General features: G+C 42.3%; 19 protein-coding genes and 1 riboswitch. Of the genes, 2 read left to right on the forward strand and 17 right to left on the reverse strand.

Features of this window, described 5'->3' with window-relative positions; genetic code table 11:
- The first annotated feature begins 111 nt into the window (after nt 1-111).
- A complete protein-coding gene (locus tag AC1DVB_RS00580) occupies nt 112-1,101 on the forward strand; it encodes an ABC transporter substrate-binding protein (RefSeq protein ID WP_095678719.1) in 990 nt (329 codons plus the stop codon).
- Nucleotides 1,102-1,167: 66 nt separating this feature from the next.
- Here the strand turns inward: AC1DVB_RS00580 and AC1DVB_RS00585 are convergent, their stop codons facing one another.
- The 9 genes from AC1DVB_RS00585 to secA all read right to left on the reverse strand — a co-directional run bounded on the left by AC1DVB_RS00585 (nt 1,168) and on the right by secA (nt 12,642).
- Nucleotides 1,168-2,361, reverse strand: coding sequence for a PDZ domain-containing protein (locus AC1DVB_RS00585; protein ID WP_230135289.1), 1,194 nt, complete (start codon nt 2,359-2,361; stop codon nt 1,168-1,170).
- Between the two features lie 192 nt (nt 2,362-2,553).
- Nucleotides 2,554-3,978 (reverse strand): S41 family peptidase, encoded by a 1,425-nt coding sequence (locus AC1DVB_RS00590; protein ID WP_098185485.1) that lies wholly within the window; start codon nt 3,976-3,978, stop codon nt 2,554-2,556.
- Nucleotides 3,979-4,119: 141 nt separating this feature from the next.
- Entirely contained in the window at nt 4,120-5,511 is a 1,392-nt protein-coding gene (locus AC1DVB_RS00595; RefSeq protein WP_057278128.1) for a murein hydrolase activator EnvC family protein, read from the reverse strand.
- A gap of 93 nt (nt 5,512-5,604) precedes the next feature.
- On the reverse strand, nt 5,605-6,498 hold the full coding sequence (ftsX, locus tag AC1DVB_RS00600) for a permease-like cell division protein FtsX (RefSeq protein ID WP_034309901.1): 894 nt from the start codon (nt 6,496-6,498) through the stop codon (nt 5,605-5,607).
- On the reverse strand, nt 6,488-7,174 hold the full coding sequence (ftsE, locus tag AC1DVB_RS00605; RefSeq protein ID WP_034309898.1) for a cell division ATP-binding protein FtsE: 687 nt from the start codon (nt 7,172-7,174) through the stop codon (nt 6,488-6,490). Before ftsE ends, ftsX begins: the two co-directional genes overlap by 11 nt.
- Nucleotides 7,175-7,466: 292 nt before the next feature.
- Nucleotides 7,467-7,811 carry a cytochrome c551 gene (gene cccB / locus AC1DVB_RS00610; protein WP_057278129.1) on the reverse strand — a complete coding sequence of 115 codons (345 nt, stop codon included), beginning with the start codon at nt 7,809-7,811 and terminating at the stop codon, nt 7,467-7,469.
- 49 nt (nt 7,812-7,860) lie between these two features.
- A complete protein-coding gene (locus AC1DVB_RS00615) occupies nt 7,861-8,724 on the reverse strand; it encodes a YitT family protein (protein ID WP_098937341.1) in 864 nt (287 codons plus the stop codon).
- Between the two features lie 156 nt (nt 8,725-8,880).
- Nucleotides 8,881-9,979 (reverse strand): peptide chain release factor 2 gene (gene prfB / locus AC1DVB_RS00620; protein WP_223255851.1). Its coding sequence is split into 2 segments (ribosomal slippage): nt 8,881-9,915 and nt 9,917-9,979, totalling 1,098 coding nucleotides; the frame shifts between segments, so codons are not numbered across the junction.
- A 149-nt stretch (nt 9,980-10,128) separates the two neighbouring features.
- Nucleotides 10,129-12,642 carry a preprotein translocase subunit SecA gene (gene secA / locus AC1DVB_RS00625; RefSeq protein ID WP_034309885.1) on the reverse strand — a complete coding sequence of 838 codons (2,514 nt, stop codon included), beginning with the start codon at nt 12,640-12,642 and terminating at the stop codon, nt 10,129-10,131.
- 422 nt (nt 12,643-13,064) lie between these two features.
- On the opposite strand from secA, the gene AC1DVB_RS00630 reads away from it, so the two are divergent.
- Nucleotides 13,065-13,388, forward strand: a complete 324-nt coding sequence (locus tag AC1DVB_RS00630) for a helix-turn-helix domain-containing protein (protein WP_057278132.1) — start codon at nt 13,065-13,067, stop codon at nt 13,386-13,388.
- Between the two features lie 146 nt (nt 13,389-13,534).
- Here the strand turns inward: AC1DVB_RS00630 and sinI are convergent, their stop codons facing one another.
- The 8 genes from sinI to AC1DVB_RS00670 all read right to left on the reverse strand — a co-directional run bounded on the left by sinI (nt 13,535) and on the right by AC1DVB_RS00670 (nt 20,229).
- Nucleotides 13,535-13,675 (reverse strand): DNA-binding anti-repressor SinI, encoded by a 141-nt coding sequence (gene sinI, locus AC1DVB_RS00635; RefSeq protein WP_230134811.1) that lies wholly within the window; start codon nt 13,673-13,675, stop codon nt 13,535-13,537.
- 30 nt (nt 13,676-13,705) lie between these two features.
- Nucleotides 13,706-13,791: riboswitch (cyclic di-GMP riboswitch) on the reverse strand.
- A gap of 529 nt (nt 13,792-14,320) precedes the next feature.
- Nucleotides 14,321-14,878: a ribosome hibernation-promoting factor, HPF/YfiA family gene (gene hpf / locus AC1DVB_RS00640; protein ID WP_048684017.1), complete on the reverse strand. Its 558-nt coding sequence runs from the start codon at nt 14,876-14,878 to the stop codon at nt 14,321-14,323.
- 432 nt (nt 14,879-15,310) lie between these two features.
- Nucleotides 15,311-15,574 (reverse strand): flagellar biosynthesis anti-sigma factor FlgM, encoded by a 264-nt coding sequence (gene flgM / locus AC1DVB_RS00645; RefSeq protein WP_063595755.1) that lies wholly within the window; start codon nt 15,572-15,574, stop codon nt 15,311-15,313.
- Between the two features lie 236 nt (nt 15,575-15,810).
- Nucleotides 15,811-16,218, reverse strand: coding sequence for a TIGR03826 family flagellar region protein (locus AC1DVB_RS00650; protein WP_095678722.1), 408 nt, complete (start codon nt 16,216-16,218; stop codon nt 15,811-15,813).
- Between the two features lie 99 nt (nt 16,219-16,317).
- The gene (locus AC1DVB_RS00655) at nt 16,318-17,010 is read right to left on the reverse strand and encodes a ComF family protein (RefSeq protein WP_095678723.1); all 693 of its coding nucleotides are present in this window, start codon (nt 17,008-17,010) and stop codon (nt 16,318-16,320) included.
- Nucleotides 17,003-18,403, reverse strand: a complete 1,401-nt coding sequence (locus AC1DVB_RS00660) for an ATP-dependent helicase ComFA (RefSeq protein WP_477587785.1) — start codon at nt 18,401-18,403, stop codon at nt 17,003-17,005. Before AC1DVB_RS00660 ends, AC1DVB_RS00655 begins: the two co-directional genes overlap by 8 nt.
- Before the next feature lie 113 nt (nt 18,404-18,516).
- On the reverse strand, nt 18,517-19,359 hold the full coding sequence (locus AC1DVB_RS00665) for a DegV family protein (RefSeq protein WP_477587787.1): 843 nt from the start codon (nt 19,357-19,359) through the stop codon (nt 18,517-18,519).
- A gap of 186 nt (nt 19,360-19,545) precedes the next feature.
- Nucleotides 19,546-20,229, reverse strand: coding sequence for a response regulator (locus AC1DVB_RS00670; RefSeq protein ID WP_048687855.1), 684 nt, complete (start codon nt 20,227-20,229; stop codon nt 19,546-19,548).
- Nucleotides 20,230-20,253: the final 24 nt, after the last annotated feature.

Raw genomic sequence — 20,253 nt, forward strand, 5'->3', positions numbered from 1 at the left:
ATTTGAGAATCATTTTCAATTATATATTGACAGAAAAGTATATTCATTTTATGATGATGCTGTTAAGTGCGAATGATTATCATTTGCTGACAAATTGGGAGGGATACATAGATGTTTAGATTTAAGTCTTTATTAACGATTTTTACAATATTTGCAGTCTTCCTTCTAGCAGCTTGCGGTAATTCGGATGAAAAGGCCGATGAAAATAAAGCTGAAGACAAGAAAGCGGAGAAAAGCTACACAATTAAGCATGCCATGGGCACTGCCGAGTTGAAAGAAACGCCTAAAAGAGTCGTCGTTTTAACAAATGAAGGTACTGAAGCGTTGATCGCTTTAGGAATTAAACCTGTTGGTGCCGTACAATCATGGCTTGGTGACCCTTGGTACGACCATATTAAAGATGATATGGATGGGGTCGAAGTTGTTGGTGTTGAACATGAAGTTAACTTAGAGAAAATCGCATCACTGAAGCCTGACTTGATTATCGGAAGCAAGATACGCCAAGAAGCTGTTTATGATAAATTAAATGCAATCGCCCCTACGGTTTTCTCGGAAACGCTAAGAGGAGATTGGAAAGAAAACTTCAAACTATATGCAAAAGCCTTGAACCTTGAAGAAAAAGGTAACGATGTAATTGCAGAATTCGATAAAAACACTGAAGATCTTAAAGCTAAATTGGGTGATAAAGTAAATCAAGAAGTTTCCATTGTTCGTTTCATGGCTGGAACTACTCGTATTTATTACACAGATTCATTCTCTGGAGTGATTTTCGATCAATTAGGATTTAAACGTGCAGAACAACAGAAGGAACTTTTCACTGCAGATAATAAATTAGGCAACCTTGCCATTGAGGTTGGAAAAGAAGTCATCCCTAAAATGGATGGAGATATTCTTTTCTACTTCACCTACGCTCCTGAAGGCGACAAACAAGCCCTAAGCACAGCAAAAGAATGGACGAATGATCCACTTTGGAAAAACCTTGATGCAGTCAAAAACGGAAATGCCCATGAGGTCAGCGACGCAACATGGAATACAGCTGGCGGAGTAATTGCAGCTAATAAAATGCTGGAAGATATAGAAAAAATCATGCTTGAAAAGTAATAACACGTTTCCATTGAAAAATGCCTTTCTCGATATAATTCGAGAAAGGCCTTTTATTTTATATCATTAACCCACTTGTCCGCTTTCCTTCAATTGATCGTCAACGAACAAGAGGCCCAGTTCGTAATGCTCCCCGTCAAATAGAGCTCTTTGCACAAAACGAATCTGTTCATTATTATCGATGACCTCGAGCTTGCAATGTGCCCGGTTTATTTGTAGCGCCCTGTATAGCTCTTCTTCTTCCCTGACGACGACCCCATTTATTTTCGAAATGACCTCGCCTTTTTGCAACCCCATTTTATCTGCCGGAGATTGAGGGATAACGCCTAAGATCTGGACACCCAGCTTACTTTTCGAAAAATAAAAAGGAAGCTTTTGATCCATTGCCTTTTGGGAATGATGCAGGAATTCACGGCAAAGGATTGCCAAAACAACCGTTATGATTGCCAATGGAGGGTACCAGTAACCAGCTGCAGCCAATACCGTAATCACAATTCCCAATGCCCCTACCTTTTTGCCTTGCGCCTTAATTGCCAGTTCCGGGAGCGTCCCATGAACTTGTTGCTTAAAGCCGATTAAAATGGGAAGTACGATCGGCGACAGGGACATGTCCCCGATTGTAAAAACCGGATACCATTCGAAAGGCGCTGGAAGTTGTCCTCCAGGAATCATAACGAACATGGGAATTAGCCAGACCCGCTGTGAAACATACACACCTATCGGCTGCCCCCTTTTGGATACCTCCAAGTGAGGAGAGACCTTTTTACTTCCATTAGCAACAATCAAAAACCCTTCAGCAATCAGTAATAACCCCATTAAAATAACAAGTGTCGGATATACGGACCGATCTAGCTGATTAAGGGAATCCTGAAATAACGTCAGCTCGATATCTCTATCATATAGAAAGAACAGGATAAAGAAAGTGAGCCCCATTGTATAAACGGGGGAAACAAACCTCTTTTTCATGGATAGCATCGCCAAAACCGTAACCACTGCCATGATGGACATTGCCGCCAAAGGAATGGCGAGTCCGGTGGCCAGCGTGAGGAAGGAAAGGATCAATCCCCCTATCAATCCTAGAGGCAGCATGGAACGCAGCTCCATGGAAAAACTGTAGATCTTCGTATTAAAATCATGGCGTTCCCGTTTAACGCGAAGATAGCCGATGAATAAGCAATAGGCAATCGAAACATAAAGCAAAGGGTGAAGGAAAAGTTTTCCTAATCCCATTAAGCATGCAATCAGCCAATCCGTTGTCAATTTCTTTCCACCATCCTCAAAAGTAATCAAAATTTTGTCAAACTTCGTTCTGGTCAGTTACCTCCTATTCTATCAAAAATGTAGCCTCCATGCCTATTAAGATGCAGAAAAATTAGGTTTATCTCAAGTTGGCAGGCAAGGAACGATTAAATGCAAAAAAGGCACCGCTCCAAGGGGAACGATGCCATCAAGTTACTTCACTAAATAATTCAAAGCCGTGCGTAACTGGATATCATTATCTTCATCCTGGATCTTTTCCAGAATGGCGGATTCCAGATGCGCTGCGGTTTTAGCATCCAGCTTACCGGTCACTTCCAGGCCGAATTGTTTTTGGAATGCCTTTACTGCGATTTCTGTACTCCAATCATAATATCCATCCTCACGACCCGGTTCAAATCCGAGTCCTTTCAGAATGCTTTGGGCATACTGGATTTGTTCATCATTCATATCCCGCTCCAACACCTTCTCAATCGCCAGCTGATGGGCATTAAAGTACTCCGGTTGTTTGACTTTGATCGTCGGTTCGATCCCTTTTTTATGGATCCAGTTCCCTGAAGGAGTCAGCCACTTATATAACGTAAGTTTAATCTTACTGCCATCACCCATTGGTACAGCTTGCTGTACTGTGCCTTTACCGAAAGTCTTCTCGCCAACCAATGGATAGCCTCCCGCCTCTTGCATGGCGCCAGCCAGGATTTCCGAGGCAGATGCGCTCCCTTTATCCGTCAAGACAGCAATGGGATAACTTTTCGCTTTCTTAAGGCTTGTGAAAAACGATTGTGTTTCCCCCGTTCTTTCGGCAATTTGCAAATAGGGCTTGTCTTTTGTGATGAACTCGCCAAGAATCGTTTCCACACTGGAAAGAAGGCCGCCTGGATTGCCGCGTACATCTATGACCAAGCCCTTGATTCCCGTCTTTTCCAGCTTCTTAATCTGCTTTTTGAAATCACTTGCAGTATTTTCCGAGAATGTGGTCAACTCGATATAACCGATTTGTTCTCCGCCGACTTCCTTAATTGATGAAAATACGGTATCCAATGGAATTTCGGCGCGCACCATGCTGAATTCAAGTGGATTATCAATCCCTGCCCGCTTTATTTCCATTTTGACGGGTGACCCTTTTTCGCCGCGGATTTTCAGGCGTGTTTCATACAGATCCAGCCCTTCAACACTTTCACCATTCACCTTGAGGATTTGATCTTTCGGCTTTAATCCAGCTTTTTCTGCAGGCGAGTCTTTGTAAGGAGAAACAATGATGACCTTACCATCTTCCATTCCGATTTCAGTCCCGATCCCTTCAAAAGAGGAATCCAGGGTTTCATTGAATTGCTTAGCGGTCTCCTTGTCCATATATACGGAATAAGGATCTTTCAGCGCTGACAGCATGCCTTGGATGGCACCCTCAACCAGGTTGGAGCCATCCACCTGCTCTACATATTGACTTACGATCAAACCGTAAGCTTGTTCCACTTTTGCCCATTCCTTATCCTTCGATATTTCTTGGCTTTCATCCTTTGCTTCATTCTTGGCCGGAAGGCTTGTCCAATATATGCCCCCCACTGCTCCAATGGCTAGTGACATGATGATAGCTAGAGGAAGTACCCATTTTTTCACCATATTTATCCCCATTTCTGACCTGATATGTATTTCACTATATGAGGGGAATGAAAAGAATATGCTTATAGAAAATGATGACACCACATAAAAAAACAGACAAGGAATTTATCCTTGTCTGTTTTTCCATTGATATATTGGGTATTAGATATTTACATAGTTTAATGGATTAACAGCATTTGACTTGCTATAATTCCATGGGCCTTTATGTAGCTCAAAGTGTAAATGCTGACCGAAGGAATGTCCTGTGTTACCCATGATGCCAACTTGTTGACCTTTGGCAACTACAGCACCTTCGCCTACTTGTCTAGAACTTAAGTGTGCATACACAGTAGTCCATTGCTGACCGCTGATCGAGTGGGTAACGAAGACGACGTTACCGTATGTACTTGAGAAGTAAGAACGGCTTACGACCCCGTCGGCTGCCGCTACAACTGGAACCGTTCCGCTAGCAGCTATATCGATGCCGGCATGCTGTTTATTCCAGCGTTCACCCATTGTTGAAGATACATATCCTGCACTAGGTCTAGTGAAAGTACCCGATGATACGGCTGGCGCTTGACTTACATTAGACGAAGCGGGTGAAGATGATGATGAACTGTTGCTTTTTGCACTATATCCTGAAGAAGTGGATTGTTTTTTTGTTTCGGTTGCCTGTGATGCTTGTGATGCTGCTTGTGCAGCCGCTTGTGCAGCTTCTTGCTCTGCACGTTTTTTCGCTTCAGCTGCCGCTTTTTTACGAGCTGCTTCCAATTCGGCAAGACGTTGATGTTCCAAGCTGATTGCTGATTTGATGGCTTTTTCTTGAGCAGCAAGATTCGCTTTTTCTTCCTCTAGACCCATCTTCTCATGTTCATGCTTTTCAGTTTGTTGCTTTAATTTTTTAACCAATGCATCCTTTTCTTGCTTCTGCTGTTTTTGTTGCTTTTGAATTTCCAATAGTTCAGCTTTTGCCACTTCTAAACTGGCAAGCTTCGTTTCAACGGCTTTTTGCTTTTCTTCGAGATCCTTTTTATCCAGCTCATGCTGCTTTAAAATATCGCGGTCGGCTTCAGCGATTGTCGCTACAGCTCCGACACGGTCAACTAAATCCCCAAAACTGGATGATCCGAATAATACTTCAAGGTAGTTCACGTCCCCGCCAGTCTCCTGGAAAGAAAGTGCCCTTTCCTTCAATACTTCATTACGTTTCGCGATCCGCTCTTTTAATACTTTAATCTCTTCTTTCAATGCCTCGATTTCTTTTTTCGTTTGTGTAATTTCAGCATTTTTAGCATCGATTTTTTTTGCGGACTCTGCGATTTTCGCTTCAATGGCAGCGATTTGGTCTTCTGCTGTCATTTGCTTATCCTGCAGGCTATCGATTTTCTTTTCCGTGTCGGAAATATTCGATTCAACACCTGAACGTTTTTCCTGGATGGATTCTTTCTGTTTCTCTAAATCCGATATAGACTCAGCATAAACCGAAGGTGCCGCCAGAATGCTTCCCAACCCGATCATGATGGAGGCATTCATGGCAATGATATTTTTTTTCACGTTTCATTTCCCCTTTCAACCCGTTACATCCTTGCCTTGTAACGTCTCTCTATTTATGTCTGGCTACTTTTGGCTTTCGAGTAAAGATACAATTTAAACTTTCAAGAACTTCCTGACGGACATCAAGCTGCCCCATATTCCGATAACCGCACCAATTACGATGAGGATGGCCGATACTTGATAAATAAACGGATTTGCAGGCAGGAAATCTATGAATTTGAACGTAATCTGCGGTGCTGCATATTTATAAAGATTATAGTAGAGTACTGCAATCAGTCCTATCGGAATGATGGAACCGAGGACTCCCAACCAAAGTCCTTCCAAGAAGAAAGGCCAACGGATGAATGTATTCGTCGCTCCTACCAATCTCATGATCTCAATTTCTTTTCTTCTGGCTACAATGGTAATTTTAATCGTATTCGAAATCAGGAACATTGCAGTAAATAGTAAGCCTACAATAAGAACGATCCCTATGTTTCTAGCAATATTAACAAAGCTGAATAGTTTCTCGACGTAGCCTTGTCCATATTTAACACTTTGGATATATTCCATACCTTCGATTTTCTTTGCCACCTTGATGACATCTTGCGGAGATTTCGTTTTGATAACATAAACGTCCCTTAATGGGTTATCCTGTTCAAATGGTTTAAAAGCCTCACCATTATCTCCTAAATCATCTATTAAATTAGTAAGCTCTTCATCTTTTGGAGAGAAAATCACTGATTCGATACCGTTTATCTCCGTAATTTGCTTACCGATAGCTTTTATATCGTCATCATTCGCCGCATTATCAATATGTGCACGAACTTCGACATCTTTCTCCACATTTCCCGCGATATGATTTAAATTCATCATGAGCACTAAAAAGACGCCAACCAAAGTTAGAGTGACCGTTACTGCACTGACTGAAGCAAACGTCATCCATCCATTACGGCCAATATTTTTAAAACTTTCACGGAAGTGACGGAGCAATGTTCTAAATTTCATATCCGTAATCACCTCGATGTTCATCGCGAACTATTTTTCCACTTTCAATGGCAATGACACGTCGTTTAATATTGTTGACGATGTCCCTATTATGTGTGGCCATGACCAGTGTAGTTCCGCGTTTATTAATTTCTTCGAATATGTTCATGATTTCCCATGATGTTTCGGGATCAAGGTTACCTGTAGGCTCGTCGGCTATGACTACCTTGGGATCATTGACGATCGAACGGGCTATTGCAACCCTTTGCTGTTCCCCACCAGATAACTCGGAAGGAAGCATTCTCGCTTTATGTTTAATGCCAACCAGATCAAGAACTTCCATGACTCTCTTTTTGATTTCTTCTGGTTCCTTTTCAATAACTTCCATGGCAAAAGCAACATTTTCATATGCAGTGAATGTTTGAAGGAGTTTAAAATCTTGGAATACCATACCGATATTACGGCGGAATAGAGGAACTTTCGAATTGCGGATACTTGGCAGGCTTACGCCATTGACCAAAATATTACCGCTTGTAGGCTTTTCTTCCCTATACATCATTTTGATGAAGGTCGATTTTCCGGCACCGCTCGGACCCACTACATAAACGAATTCGCCTGGCTTTATTTTCACATTGATTCCATTAATGGCAATTACGCCATTTGGGTATGTCTTTTTCACATCTATCATTTCTATCATTCTAAAACCACCTAATTTGCTTGGATTATCACTATGTATATACAGCTTTTCGACAATTTTCACTGAAATCTGACAGGAATCTCCCTTACTTGAGCACAGAAACATTATAACATCATATTTTGTCAAATTAAGCATAAAAAATATTACAGTTTCATTTCAGTTAGACATATATCAACATCTATGTAATAATTCCAGGATTTGATTGCTTGATAAGTGGTTGATCGCGAGTTGTTTCGAGGGTTTAATGGAGGCTAAATGAAACGTCCCGCTAAGCAGAACGTTTCATTAATCATTATTTATGTTCAGCAAGCCATTCAGCGACCATGCTCGCTTCCTTGCCCTTGATTATACCTTTTGGCATTCCGCCGCTTTGACCATTCGCAATGACTTTTTCAATGTCTTCTTTTGATAGCTTGGAACCTACCTTCGTCAAGTTCGGTCCCACGCCGCCTTCAAGATTCACTGCATGGCAGCTTGAACATTTGTTTTCATAAATTTTTGCGGCATCACCGGCACCTGCCGTAGTCGTTTCGTTATTTTCACTTGCAGGCTCTTTATCTGCAGCATCATCGTTCCCACCGCATGCAGCCAAGGCCAAAGAAGTACCCAGAACTAAGGCTAACCACTTCATTTTCATTGAACTTACCCCCTCTGATTTATACCAGCACAAGAACATTATACCAATTTCAATCCAGTTTAAAACCCTCCCCAAGTACCTCCGATGCGTCCATTACAATTACAAACGCTTTAGGGTCAACGAGTTTCACCAATTGTTTCAATTTGGTGAATTCCGACTGGTCTATTACACACATCAAAATTGGACGAGTATCATCCGTATAGCCGCCATACCCGGATATGCCTGTTACACCCCGGTCCAGCTCATGTATGATAGCATCCCTTACTTCCATTTCTTTATTCGTGATGATCAGTGACATCTTCGAACGGTTCAATCCAATCTGGACAAGGTCGATCGTCTTGCTTGTCACATATAGTCCAATCAATGCATAAAGGCCTTTTTCAATATCAAAAACGATGGCAGCACTTAAAACGATGATTCCATCAATGACAGCCACACAGGTCCCCAATGACAGATGGGAATATTTATGGAAAATCTGTGCCGCCAAATCGGTCCCCCCAGTGGAACCCTTGCCGCGAAAGACGATCCCCAGCCCAAGCCCGACCATCATCCCCCCGCAAATCGAACCAAGCAATGCATCATTCGTCCATGCCTCCCAATCCTTTGTCAGAAATACCACTAAAGGCAGAAACAAGGTTCCAATCAGGCTTTTGGCTCCGAAATGCCTACCGAGGATAATAAGCCCCGCAATGAACAAAGGGATATTAAAACCCCAAAGAACATAAGCCGGCTCCCAACCGAGAGTTGACCTGAGAATCGTGCTAATCCCGCTGACCCCTCCGGATGCGACCTGGTTAGGCAGTAAAAACACATTAAAACCAATGGCAATTATGGACGAACCGACAATCACCAATCCATACTCCGTTAACTTTTGAATGAAAGGGTGCCTCTGCTCCCTGTATCTTCTCTTCATTTTGCATAAGTCTCCTCGAACCATCATTATTATCTAGTATTGGCCGAACGAGGTAGAGCATCCCTTTTCAATCCTGTAAATGTCAGCCAGAAGATTCATTAAAAAGGGAAATCATAAAAAAAGCCGGACCGGGGAAACCGGTCCGACTGGCTGATCTTATAATTTTGAACGCAAGTACGCATCAATGAACATATCGATATCCCCATCCATGACAGCTCCCAAGTTTCCGGTCTCCGCACTAGTACGGTGATCTTTAACCATGGAATACGGATGGAAAACATATGAACGAATTTGGCTTCCCCAGCCAATTTCCTTTTGCTCCCCGCGGATTTCATCCAATTCCGCTTGTTGCTGTTCAATTTCACGTTGATACAATTTGGCTTTCAGCATATTCATGGCCTGGGCCTTGTTTTTGATTTGAGATCTCTCGTTTTGGCACGTTACCACGGTGTTCGTAGGTAAATGGGTGATCCGGACCGCCGAGTCCGTTGTATTGATATGCTGACCACCTGCACCACTTGCCCGGTACGTATCGATTTTCAAATCTTCCGTGCGTACTTCTATATTGATCGTCTCATCGAATTCCGGCATGACTTCACATGAAACGAATGAAGTGTGGCGTCGTCCTGAGGAATCGAAAGGAGAAATACGGACAAGACGGTGTACCCCTTTTTCCGCTTTCAAATAACCATAGGCGTTATGGCCTTTGAAAATTAAAGTGACACTCTTGATCCCAGCTTCATCACCTGGAAGGTAATCAAGGGTTTCCACTTTAAAGCCTCTTTTTTCACCCCATCTTGTATACATGCGCAACAGCATGGAACCCCAATCCTGGGACTCCGTACCGCCTGCACCAGGATGCAGTTCAAGAATGGCATTTTTCGAGTCATATTCTTCACTTAATAAAAGTTGAAGTTCAAAGTCATTCATCTTTTGTGCAAGAACCGTGATTTCTTCTTCCAGCTCAGCTAAAAGTTCTTGATCATTCTCCTCTTTCACTAATTCATATGTCAAATCCAGATTTTCATATGATTCATTCAGGTCGGACAATTGATTGACCTGTTCTTTCAAAGCATTCGTTTCATTGATGACAGTTTGTGCTTTTTGCTGATCATTCCAAAAATCGGGATGTGTCATCTCATTTTCTAGCTGTGCGATTCGTGCCTCTTTTTCATCTAAGTCAAAGAGACCCCCTAAAGTCCGTTAATCGCTGCGCTGTCCGTTCAAGTTCATTTCTTATTTCTGCTAATTCCATTTCTCTTCACCTCATTAAGTATGTTAAAAAAAATCCCTGAAGAGGGATTCCCTTCATTACAATAAACCTCTTCATTATATGCAAACTAAACATGAAAAGAGGCGGCTAGCCTTGGACTTAACCGTCTCATCTTCATTATACACCTAACTTTAGCCTAAATTGCCATGGCAATTCTTATATTTTTTACCGCTGCCGCATGGGCATAATGCGTTTCTTCCAACGTCTTCCTTTTTACGGGCAGGGGCTTTTTTCACTTTTCCCCCGTCTTCTTCCTTCGGATTGACCGCTTGTCCTTTTATGACTTCCTTACGTTCCAAATTGTTGCGGATTTCAGCCTTCATGATGTATTTCGCGACTTCATCTTCCATTGAAGCAATCATCGCTTCAAACATCGCAAAACCTTCAGATTGATATTCACGAAGCGGATCGATTTGGCCATAAGCACGAAGGTGGATCCCTTGGCGCAGCTGCTCCATTGCATCAATATGGTCCATCCACTTACTATCGACTGCACGAAGAACGATTACTTTTTCAAATTCACGCATTTGTTCTTCAGATAGCTCTTCTTCTTTTTGGTCATAGCCTTCTTTCACTTTTGCTAAAATGAACTCAACCAATTCCGATTCGTTTTTCCCTTCCAAATCAGCCACAGTGATTGAACCTTCATTGAATAGGTTACCATTCAGATAGTCGACAAGGCCTTGTAAATTCCAGCCTTCCTCATCGCCCATTGGTGCAAACGCGACAACATTTCGCTGGATGGATGCCGTGATCATCGTTTCGACGATTTCACGTAAGTTTTCACTTTCCATGACATCGAAACGCTGTTTATAGATAATTTCCCGTTGTTGACGGAGAACATCATCATACTGCAGTAATTGCTTACGTGAATCGAAGTTATTGCCTTCGACCCGTTTCTGTGCGGATTCAACGGCCCTTGTCACCATTTTACTTTGAATTGGCTGGGAATCATCCATACCTAGGCGTGCCATCATGTTTTTCATGTTATCCGAACCGAAGCGGCGCATCAATTCATCTTCCATTGATAAATAGAATTGAGTGACCCCTGGATCACCCTGACGGCCGGACCGGCCACGCAGCTGGTTATCTATACGCCTGCTTTCATGACGTTCCGTGCCGATGACAGCAAGGCCCCCAAGCTCCTTGACACCTTCACCAAGCTTGATATCCGTACCGCGACCTGCCATGTTAGTAGCGATCGTAACTGAGCCTTGATTACCCGCATTCGCAATGATTTCCGCTTCACGCTCATGGTTCTTGGCATTCAAAACATCGTGAGGGATGCCTTTTTTGGATAAATAGGCAGATATGACCTCAGATGTTTCGATGGCAACCGTACCGACAAGCACAGGCTGACCCTTTGTATAACGTTCGGCGATGTCTTCCACAACAGCCTTGAATTTCCCATCAGTTGTCGCATATATAAGATCTGCCCTGTCATCCCTGATGATATTCCTGTTTGTCGGGATCGCGATGACATTCATATTATAAATATTGCGGAATTCCTCTTCTTCCGTTTTGGCTGTACCGGTCATACCTGAAAGTTTTTCATACATCCTGAAATAGTTCTGGAATGTAATCGTCGCAAGAGTCATGCTTTCATTTTGAATTTCAAGTCCTTCTTTCGCTTCGATCGCCTGGTGGAGACCTTCACTGTAACGGCGGCCTTTCATCAAACGGCCAGTGAATTGGTCAACGATGACTATCTCGCCTTCCTGGACGACATAATCCACATCCAAATGCATGGAAACATGAGCCTTTAATGCCTGATTGATATGATGATTCAAAGTAACGTGACTAATATCGAATAAATTATCGATATTAAACGCTTTTTCAGCTCGATTCATCCCATCTTCCGTCAGCTGAACACCTTTTGTCTTTTCATCATATGTGTAGTCCGTATCTTTCTTTAAGGTTCTTACAAACGCATTGGCCTGGATATAAAGCTGAGCCGATTTCTGTGCCGAACCGGAAATGATCAATGGCGTTCTCGCCTCATCAATCAAAATCGAATCGACCTCATCGATGACAGCGAAGTGCAGCGGACGCTGTACCATTTGTTCTTTATATAACACCATATTGTCACGAAGATAATCAAAACCTAACTCATTATTCGTACTGTACGTAATGTCAGCATTATACGCTGCCTGCTTTTCTTCTTTAGAATGACTGTTCAAATTCAACCCGACGGTCAAACCGAGGAAATCATACAATACACCCATTTCGGTGGCATCACGGTGTGCCAAGTATTCATTGACGGTAACGACATGTACACCTTTACCGGTAAGCGCGTTTAAATAAACTGGCATCGTGGATGTTAAGGTTTTACCTTCCCCTGTTTTCATCTCGGAGATATTTCCATCATGAAGGGATGCCCCACCCATGATTTGAACACGGTAAGGATATAAGCCCAGAGCACGCTTTGCCCCTTCACGCGCAACCGCAAAAGCCTCGACAAGCAAATCATCAACGGTTTCCCCATTTTGATAACGCTCTTTAAACTCTTCCGTTTTGGCACGCAACTGTTCATCCGATAACGCAGCAGTCTCATCAGCCAGCGCTTCGACCTGATCGGCGATTTTTTCTAAACGTTTGATTTCTCGCTTATTCGGATCAAAAACTTTATTTAATATATTAAGCATTCAATAACGCTCCTCTATTATGGTAATGATCGTTCAATGATAAAAAAATTCATATAAGTAAGAAGAAACACACCTTCTATTATTACTAATGCACGCTTAATTTTACCACTTCTATCATAGAGGTACAACTTCATGTCACTTCGCTGGTATAGACCTGAATGCAATTCTTGCGAAAAACAATGGATAAATGAGGAGTAAAACTGTTAAAATAGGAGAAAGTATAAAAAATATGTTGCAAACTCCCCACTATTCCATATGCAAATGTGAATTATCCATAACCTTCCATCACTAGATGCTGTGTCCTCTCTAGAGATAGCATGTCAAGGTAATCCAACCTTACAGGCGTCATGTTTTGAATGATAAGGTGGGCTGCCGAAACTTATTAGCGGAAAATAAATAGAACATGTTTCGAGGTGGTATTGATGATTGGTGAACGTGTAAAAAAACTGCGAGAAGAAAAGAAAATGTCGATGACTGAACTTGCCGATAAAGCAGGTGTTGCAAAGTCTTATTTAAGTTCGCTCGAGCGGAACTTACAAACGAATCCTTCTATTCAATTTCTTGAAAAAATCTCCTCCGTACTTAACATCCCTGTTGATGCCCTGCTTTACGATGCACCAAATAAGGAAACCTTGGACAATGACTGGATGAGAATCGTTGAGGAAGCCATGAATTCGGGTGTCTCAAAACAACAATTCAGGGAATTCATCGAATTTAATAAATGGAGAAAAGATAAAGAAGAGTAGAGTGGTAGTGCACTAGTTTACTTACATAATCCTGAAGAATACAGTGAATAAGCTAGACTCACAAGAATCCCAAGGAAGAATAAACCCTATAAACAGCTATGAATCGAACCACTGTTTATAGGGATGTTCTCGAATTTGTTCGGAACCTATTTTCCATCGTTCTCCTCAAAAATTGCCTCAGGGCTTTCCCGTTTAAAAAAAGCAATGATTTCCTCTTTTTTGAAACCCAAGCTTCTTGCTTCAGAAATCAATTTCACCCATTCTTGATCCATTTCCACATTAGCCACCTCTTCTACCTCCTAAAATACTCTTGTATTTCAGGCAGACCAGCCATCATAGTCACAAGGACCTTAGACCTGTGCCTTTGCGCCCTCATTTTTCAAGGAGTTTGCCTTTGTCGTGGTATTTATTACCAAATACATTACCTATAATCATATTATAACGGATACACACTCCATATATTGCTATTTTATGTCGGTAATCCACATAAATGCAAAAACTTTCATCCGACAAAATATTACAATATTAAGAAAATTTGAAGTTCAGGTGATTTTTCTTAGACTAATTCAATTTCGTTTTACTCTTCTTAAAATTTCTTTGGGTTGTATTGATTCTCTCGATTGTAAGTGCATCGTGGGCTTTTTGCGAAGATAAATCCTCACCGCAGGTCGGGCAAAGCCACTTTCCATATTCCGCACTGCTAAAAGAAGCCCTATGGCATGTATGGCAATTCTTTCGATACAAATAATCCAACCCTGGTAAAATTGTTAACCATTTATCTCAACGAAGAACAAATTTTGTTCTTTTAAGTGAATTTTGTGTTTTTTAGAGAACAAAAGAAGCAATCATTTTTACATTTCATACGGATTCTATCAACATGCAAAAAAGCACAACCCAGAGGCTGGGCTGTGCTTTTGATCTTAGAATAATAATTAACTAGGTTCAATCAATCCATAGCGTCCATCTTTTCGGCGGTACACTACGTTTGTTGTATTAGTATCCGCATTCGTGTAAACGAAGAAACTGTGACCAAGCATATTCATTTGTAAAATCGCTTCTTCACTGTCCATTGGCTTTAAATCAAAGCGTTTATTGCGGACCACTTCAATATCATTATCGTCTTCGAATTCATCCACCACTTCGTCAGCTTCCGTATTGAAGGCGAATGCATCGGGTGTAGTCGATAGATTGTTTCGGAACTTGCGATTGACCTTCGTTTTATGTTTACGAATTTGGCGTTCAAGCTTATCATTGATCAAGTCAATGGCAGCATACATATCCGCATTTTCCTCTTCAGCGCGAAGAACCAAATTCTGCATGGGAATCGTCACTTCGACCTTTGATGTATTATTGTTCACTTTTAAATTGACTAACACATTTGCATCTGGTGTATTGTTAAAATATCGTTCTAACTTGCCAATTTTCTTTTCGACGTATTCTCGAATTGCTGGAGTTACCTCAATGTTTTCACCGCGTACGTTGTAATTCATAAAGTGAGTCCTCCTTAAATTAAGACTATACAGTTAGATTCTACAATACCCCTCCGGTTCCTTTTAGAAACACATCATGAAATATGTCGAAATAATGAAACAATTATCGGAAGGTTTGGAAAGGGTTGATGTCTGCCCTAGCTTCATTATATCAAATGCTATGCTAGAAAGAAAAAATTAAGCCTATTTTATTTACAGAAAATTTAAAAATATTTAACATGGAAACCGTTTGGACTCCAAAAAGTAAGGAAATCAATTTCTTTTATCATAGAACACGCCATCCACTGATAGACTTTCATACGGATCCGTGTATTTATTGGAGGTTTTTTCTTCTTATTCATTTCCTGGATATCCCGCTGCCTCCTCCGCTCAAAAATGAAGGACGGAAACTTGCTCCGTCCACTTCATTCAAGCTTCTTTTTCATGGAAAATTCATTTCCGGTAAAAATCGATGAGACCCTTAGCCGTTGCTTGTGCATTCAATTTATAATTTCCTTTTTCAACCTGGATTTTCAGTTCATCCACTTTTGCTTGTCTTGCAGCAAGAATCGGAGATGATTGCTGCATTTCTTTTGCCGCTGAAGAAATTTCAACTTTATCCGAGGATTTGACCTTGGATTCCTTGATATTCCCCGTTTTATTGGCTTGAAGATTATAAGGGTTAACACCCGTCATACCGACGTTATTGATTTTCATATTCCAGATCCTCTCCTTCGGTCGATTTTATAAATCCCATTATGTTTCGATTCCTTAACACATGAAAATGGCTCTGGACTGTGTTATTCTCCCTATCTTTTTTATCGACAAGGAACTGATTTCTTTAATTGTTTGCTGTAATCTTTCCTTCGACACCCATTGTCGAATATTGTTCTCAATATCGAATATTCTAACAAAAACGGCATTATGTTTCCATGAATGAATTACCCTTTTTGCTAATCTTTCATGTAGTACGTATTTTTTTTATCATTTCCTTGAATTTCAGTCAGGCGCTTTTCTTCATTTTCAAATGCCTGCAAATCCTTAACGAGCGAATTGCCGCATTTGCCGCATAACCTTCCGCTCTTGATGTTGGCGCCGCACTTTTCACAAGGAATTCCGAGATTGGGAAACTGTGAAATTCTCAGCTTTCCGGTTCTCACAAATTTAATAATTAACCTTTCTTCAACGCCGGTTTCCATAACCACCTGCATCATGGACGCCGTTCTATTTGTTTTCTTGCGAATATATGCATACACTTTATCATATTGGGCTTCTTCTTCTTTATAACAGGCATCGCACACATCACGGAATTTCGTCATAACGAATAACGAATTACAGTTTGGACAGTTGAATACATCCATCGATGCCCCTCCTTCACCATCACGGCGATTATTCTTCAGTACTGTATATATCGAATAATCCCGGCGATACTTTAGGAAGTTTTATTAAAATAAGCTTTTTCACCTAGCCAGGGTGATCGAGGATACTTCTTTGGCCCCAGCCGTTATCAATGCCTTTGCTGCATGCCTGAGAGTTGTGCCAGTTGTGTAAATGTCATCGATGATCAAAATGGATTTATGCTCCAGCATATCAGATTGCATGACCTGAAAAACCTGCGGTAATGACATTCTCTCTTGACGAGATTTTTTTGATTGTTTTTCGGTATGGATTCTTGTCAAGGTCTCAACCGTATGAAGTCCAACTAGATCTGCCAAAGCCTTTCCCTGGTTGAACCCCCGCTCCTTAAGCCGTTCATCGCTAAGCGGGATGGCGGTTACCAGGTCAAACTCCACCTCCTTTAACCTTTCTTTCAGGAAAGGGACGAAAATCTCAGCTAACGCATAATCACCCCGGTACTTATATTTAGCAATCAGATCTTTTAAGTATTCATTATAATGAAATAGCGCTATGTTCTTCGACAAATAGCCTCCCCATTCCCTATTCCTTTCCCATCTTGAACAATCGGGACAGAGGTCACCGGTCATATGGTCCCCTCCCAGCTCCCTTGAGCACATTGTACATGTATCTCCGGTTATCCTATTAAGTTTCCCCTCACATCCTTCACAGATTGCCCTTGCCTCGGCCTGCTTAAGCAGGCTCCCCCATGTCAAAGCTTGCTTCATTCCTTCATCACAAACTAGACATCTATTCATCCAGCAGCCCCCTTTTCATGGCATTTTTATTCATCATCTGTATATGGCGGACCGCCTCGGCCATCGCTTCACTTTTACCGTAATGAAAAAAGGTGACCGTCCCGGAAGGGTTCGCAAAGCTTCTCCCTACCCTGCCGGCAATCTGAACGAGAGCACTTTCAGAAAACACTTCATGTTCAGCACCGATCACGGCTACTTCCAACCGCTCGATTGTCACGCCCCGTTCCAGGATGGTCGTGGTCAGTAATCCCGGAACGAGTCCATTCCTTAAGGCCATTACTTTTTCCTTTCGATCAGGGTGCCGGGAGTGGACAATTGATAATTCAGGGGACAGCCTTTGAAACAGCGGAAGGACTTGCTCCATCACTTTGATGCTTGGAAAAAACAATAGGAAGGGGATATTCTGGTTAAGGCGCTCACTTACCCATGCGTTGATTTTCGATGGAATCTTTTGTTGAAGGAATAGTTTTTGCCAATTGCCGCTCCACTTCATTTCAGGAACGGGGATTGGCTGGCGATGATAACGGGCCGGGATTATGAAGGCTTTCAATTTGCCGCTTCGGTATAGCCGCCGCATGCTCTTCGAAGGTGTGGCGGTCATGTAGATGGTTGCCGCGGATACCTTTTTCGACTTATTAACCGCATAATGCAGCGAATCATCCATTGAGTAGGGAAACGCATCGACTTCATCAACGATGATGACATCGAAAGCATCAATAAAACGGAAAAGCTGATGGGTCGTGGAAACGGTCAGTGGCGAAAAACCATGTCGATCTTCACTGCCGGCATGGAGGATAGTGACTTCAATGGCAGGAAAAGCTTTTTTTAACCTTGGGGAGAGTTCGAGAACGACATCGGTACGCGGTGTTGCCAAACAAATCCGTTTCCCGGCAAGCAAGGCTGCCTCAATCGCTGGAAATAACACCTCCGTCTTCCCTGCCCCGCATACAGCCCATACTAGGAATTCATCTTTTCCGTTTACGGCTTCAACGACACAGTCGGACGCATTCTGTTGACCTGCCGATAAAGTGCCCATCCACCTCATCACATTGTCAGGAATCGTATATTGAATGCCGGGACCGGTCCACCTATAAAGCTTTGCACATTCACTGACCCGTCCCATCATGATGCATGAGCGGCAGTAAGTGCAATCCTGATTGCAAATCTTGCAAGGGAAAGTATAAAACAAGGTTTGATCTTTGTTACCGCAGCGTACACAGCGATAACTGCCGTTCCCGGATTGCACGCCGCAAGTTTCCGAGACATACCCATTCTTGAGGTGCTCTGTGAGGATTTCTTGGGAGAAGGGGATTTCGAAGGCCAAAAGATGTTTTCCGGTGAGATGGTTCTGAAGTTCAGGGGAATAAGGCGGGGAATTGCTCGTTTTTTTCAAACTGTAACCTCCATTTCTTGATAAATTACACTCCCCCTTATCATTCGCTTTTAACTCCCGGATTCCTTTTTGTTCATAAAAAAACGCCTTTCACTTAGTAAAGGCGTCAAAGCTTAAATTTTATACCAGCCCATCCCCATCGAGCCTTCGCCCAGATGCGTTCCGATTACTGGGCCGAAGTAGCTGATGTCGAATTCGACATTCGGGAACCGGGCTTCAAGTTCCGCTTTCCAGTCTTTGGCTTCACTTTCCCGTTTTGCATGAATGATGACGGCCTTATATTTCTCGCCGCTCGCCGCCTCTTGTCCAAGTAAATCGGCAATCCGTTTCATCGCTTTTTTTCTTGTACGGATTTTTTCGGATGGGACGATGACTTTATCAACAAAATGGAGCACCGGCTTCACTTGAAGCAGACTGCCGATCAAAGCTTGGGCACTGCTTAAGCGGCCGCCGCGCTGGAGATGGGAGAGGTCATCTGCCATGAAGTATGCCTTGACCGATGGTTTCATTTCTTCAAGCCTGGCCATGATTTCTTCTGCACCTTTGCCATCAAGTGCCATCTTTGCCGCCTCGATCACGTAAAACCCCTGTACCATGCAGCTGATTTCCGAATCAAACGCATGAACCCTGATTCCCTCGACCATTTCACCTGCAGATACCGCTCCTTGATACGTGCCGCTGATGCCGCTCGATAAATGAATGGAAATAACATCATCATATTCTTTTTGCAGTTCCTCGAACTTCTCGACAAACTTCCCGATTGGAGGCTGTGAAGTGGTCGGCAATTTCTCCTGCCTCTTTACTTCCTCATAAAACTCATCCGCAGTAATATCAATTTCCTCCCGGTAAGCTTCATTGGAAAAAATGACATTAAGCGGCATCATATGTATATGTAAACGATCACGCATTTCCTTTGGTATATATGCAGTGCTATCTGTTACGACTGCGGTTTTCATATCAGTACCATCCTTATAAAAATTTAATTCGTATTATATTCAACATTCTATCTGAAAATGCCTTTATTTGCATTAAACAGATTTTTTAATTACCAAAAATTTGAATATGATCACATCAAACAAAAAAATCCAGCCCTTCAGCACGCATTGCGGAATCTGAAGAGCCGGACTTATCGAACGCTTTGATTACTTCACTTCTACCCAGCCGTTTTTAATAGCTAGGACAACCGCTTGTGTACGGTCATTCACATTCATCTTCTGAAGAATGTTACTCACATGGTTCTTGACTGTTTTTTCACTGATATATAGAGTTTCGCCGATGGCCCGGTTGCTTTTCCCGTCAGCTAAAAGCTGAAGCACTTCACATTCACGTCGAGTCAATAGGTGAAGCGGCCTCCTGATTTCTATCGTATGTACGGAATCACGATCAGCACCCTCTTCAGCTGCTAAACGGCGATATTCTTTAACTAAGTTATGGGTGACCTTCGGATGAAGGTATGAGCCGCCTTCAGCGACTACACGCACAGCATCGATCAACGCGTCTGCGTCCATCTCTTTCAACAGATAACCTTGTGCTCCTGTTTTCAATGCGTGCTGCACGTAGTTTTCATCATCATGAATGGAAAGGATGATGACTTTTGTTTCAGGGTAACGGCTCACAAGCATTTTTGTAGCTTCGACCCCATTCATGTTCGGCATGTTGATATCCATGATAACAACATCAGGTTTATGTGTTTCAACAAGATCCATAGCTTCGCTTCCGTCATCACCCTCGGCAACAACATCAAAGGATGATTCAAAATCTAATATGCGCTTTACGCCTTCACGGAAAAGCTGATGGTCATCGATTATGACGATACTAGTCTTCAACGGCTTCTTCCTCCTAGTTTCTAT

The sequence above is a fragment of the Peribacillus sp. P4_D6 genome, from assembly GCF_056401795.1.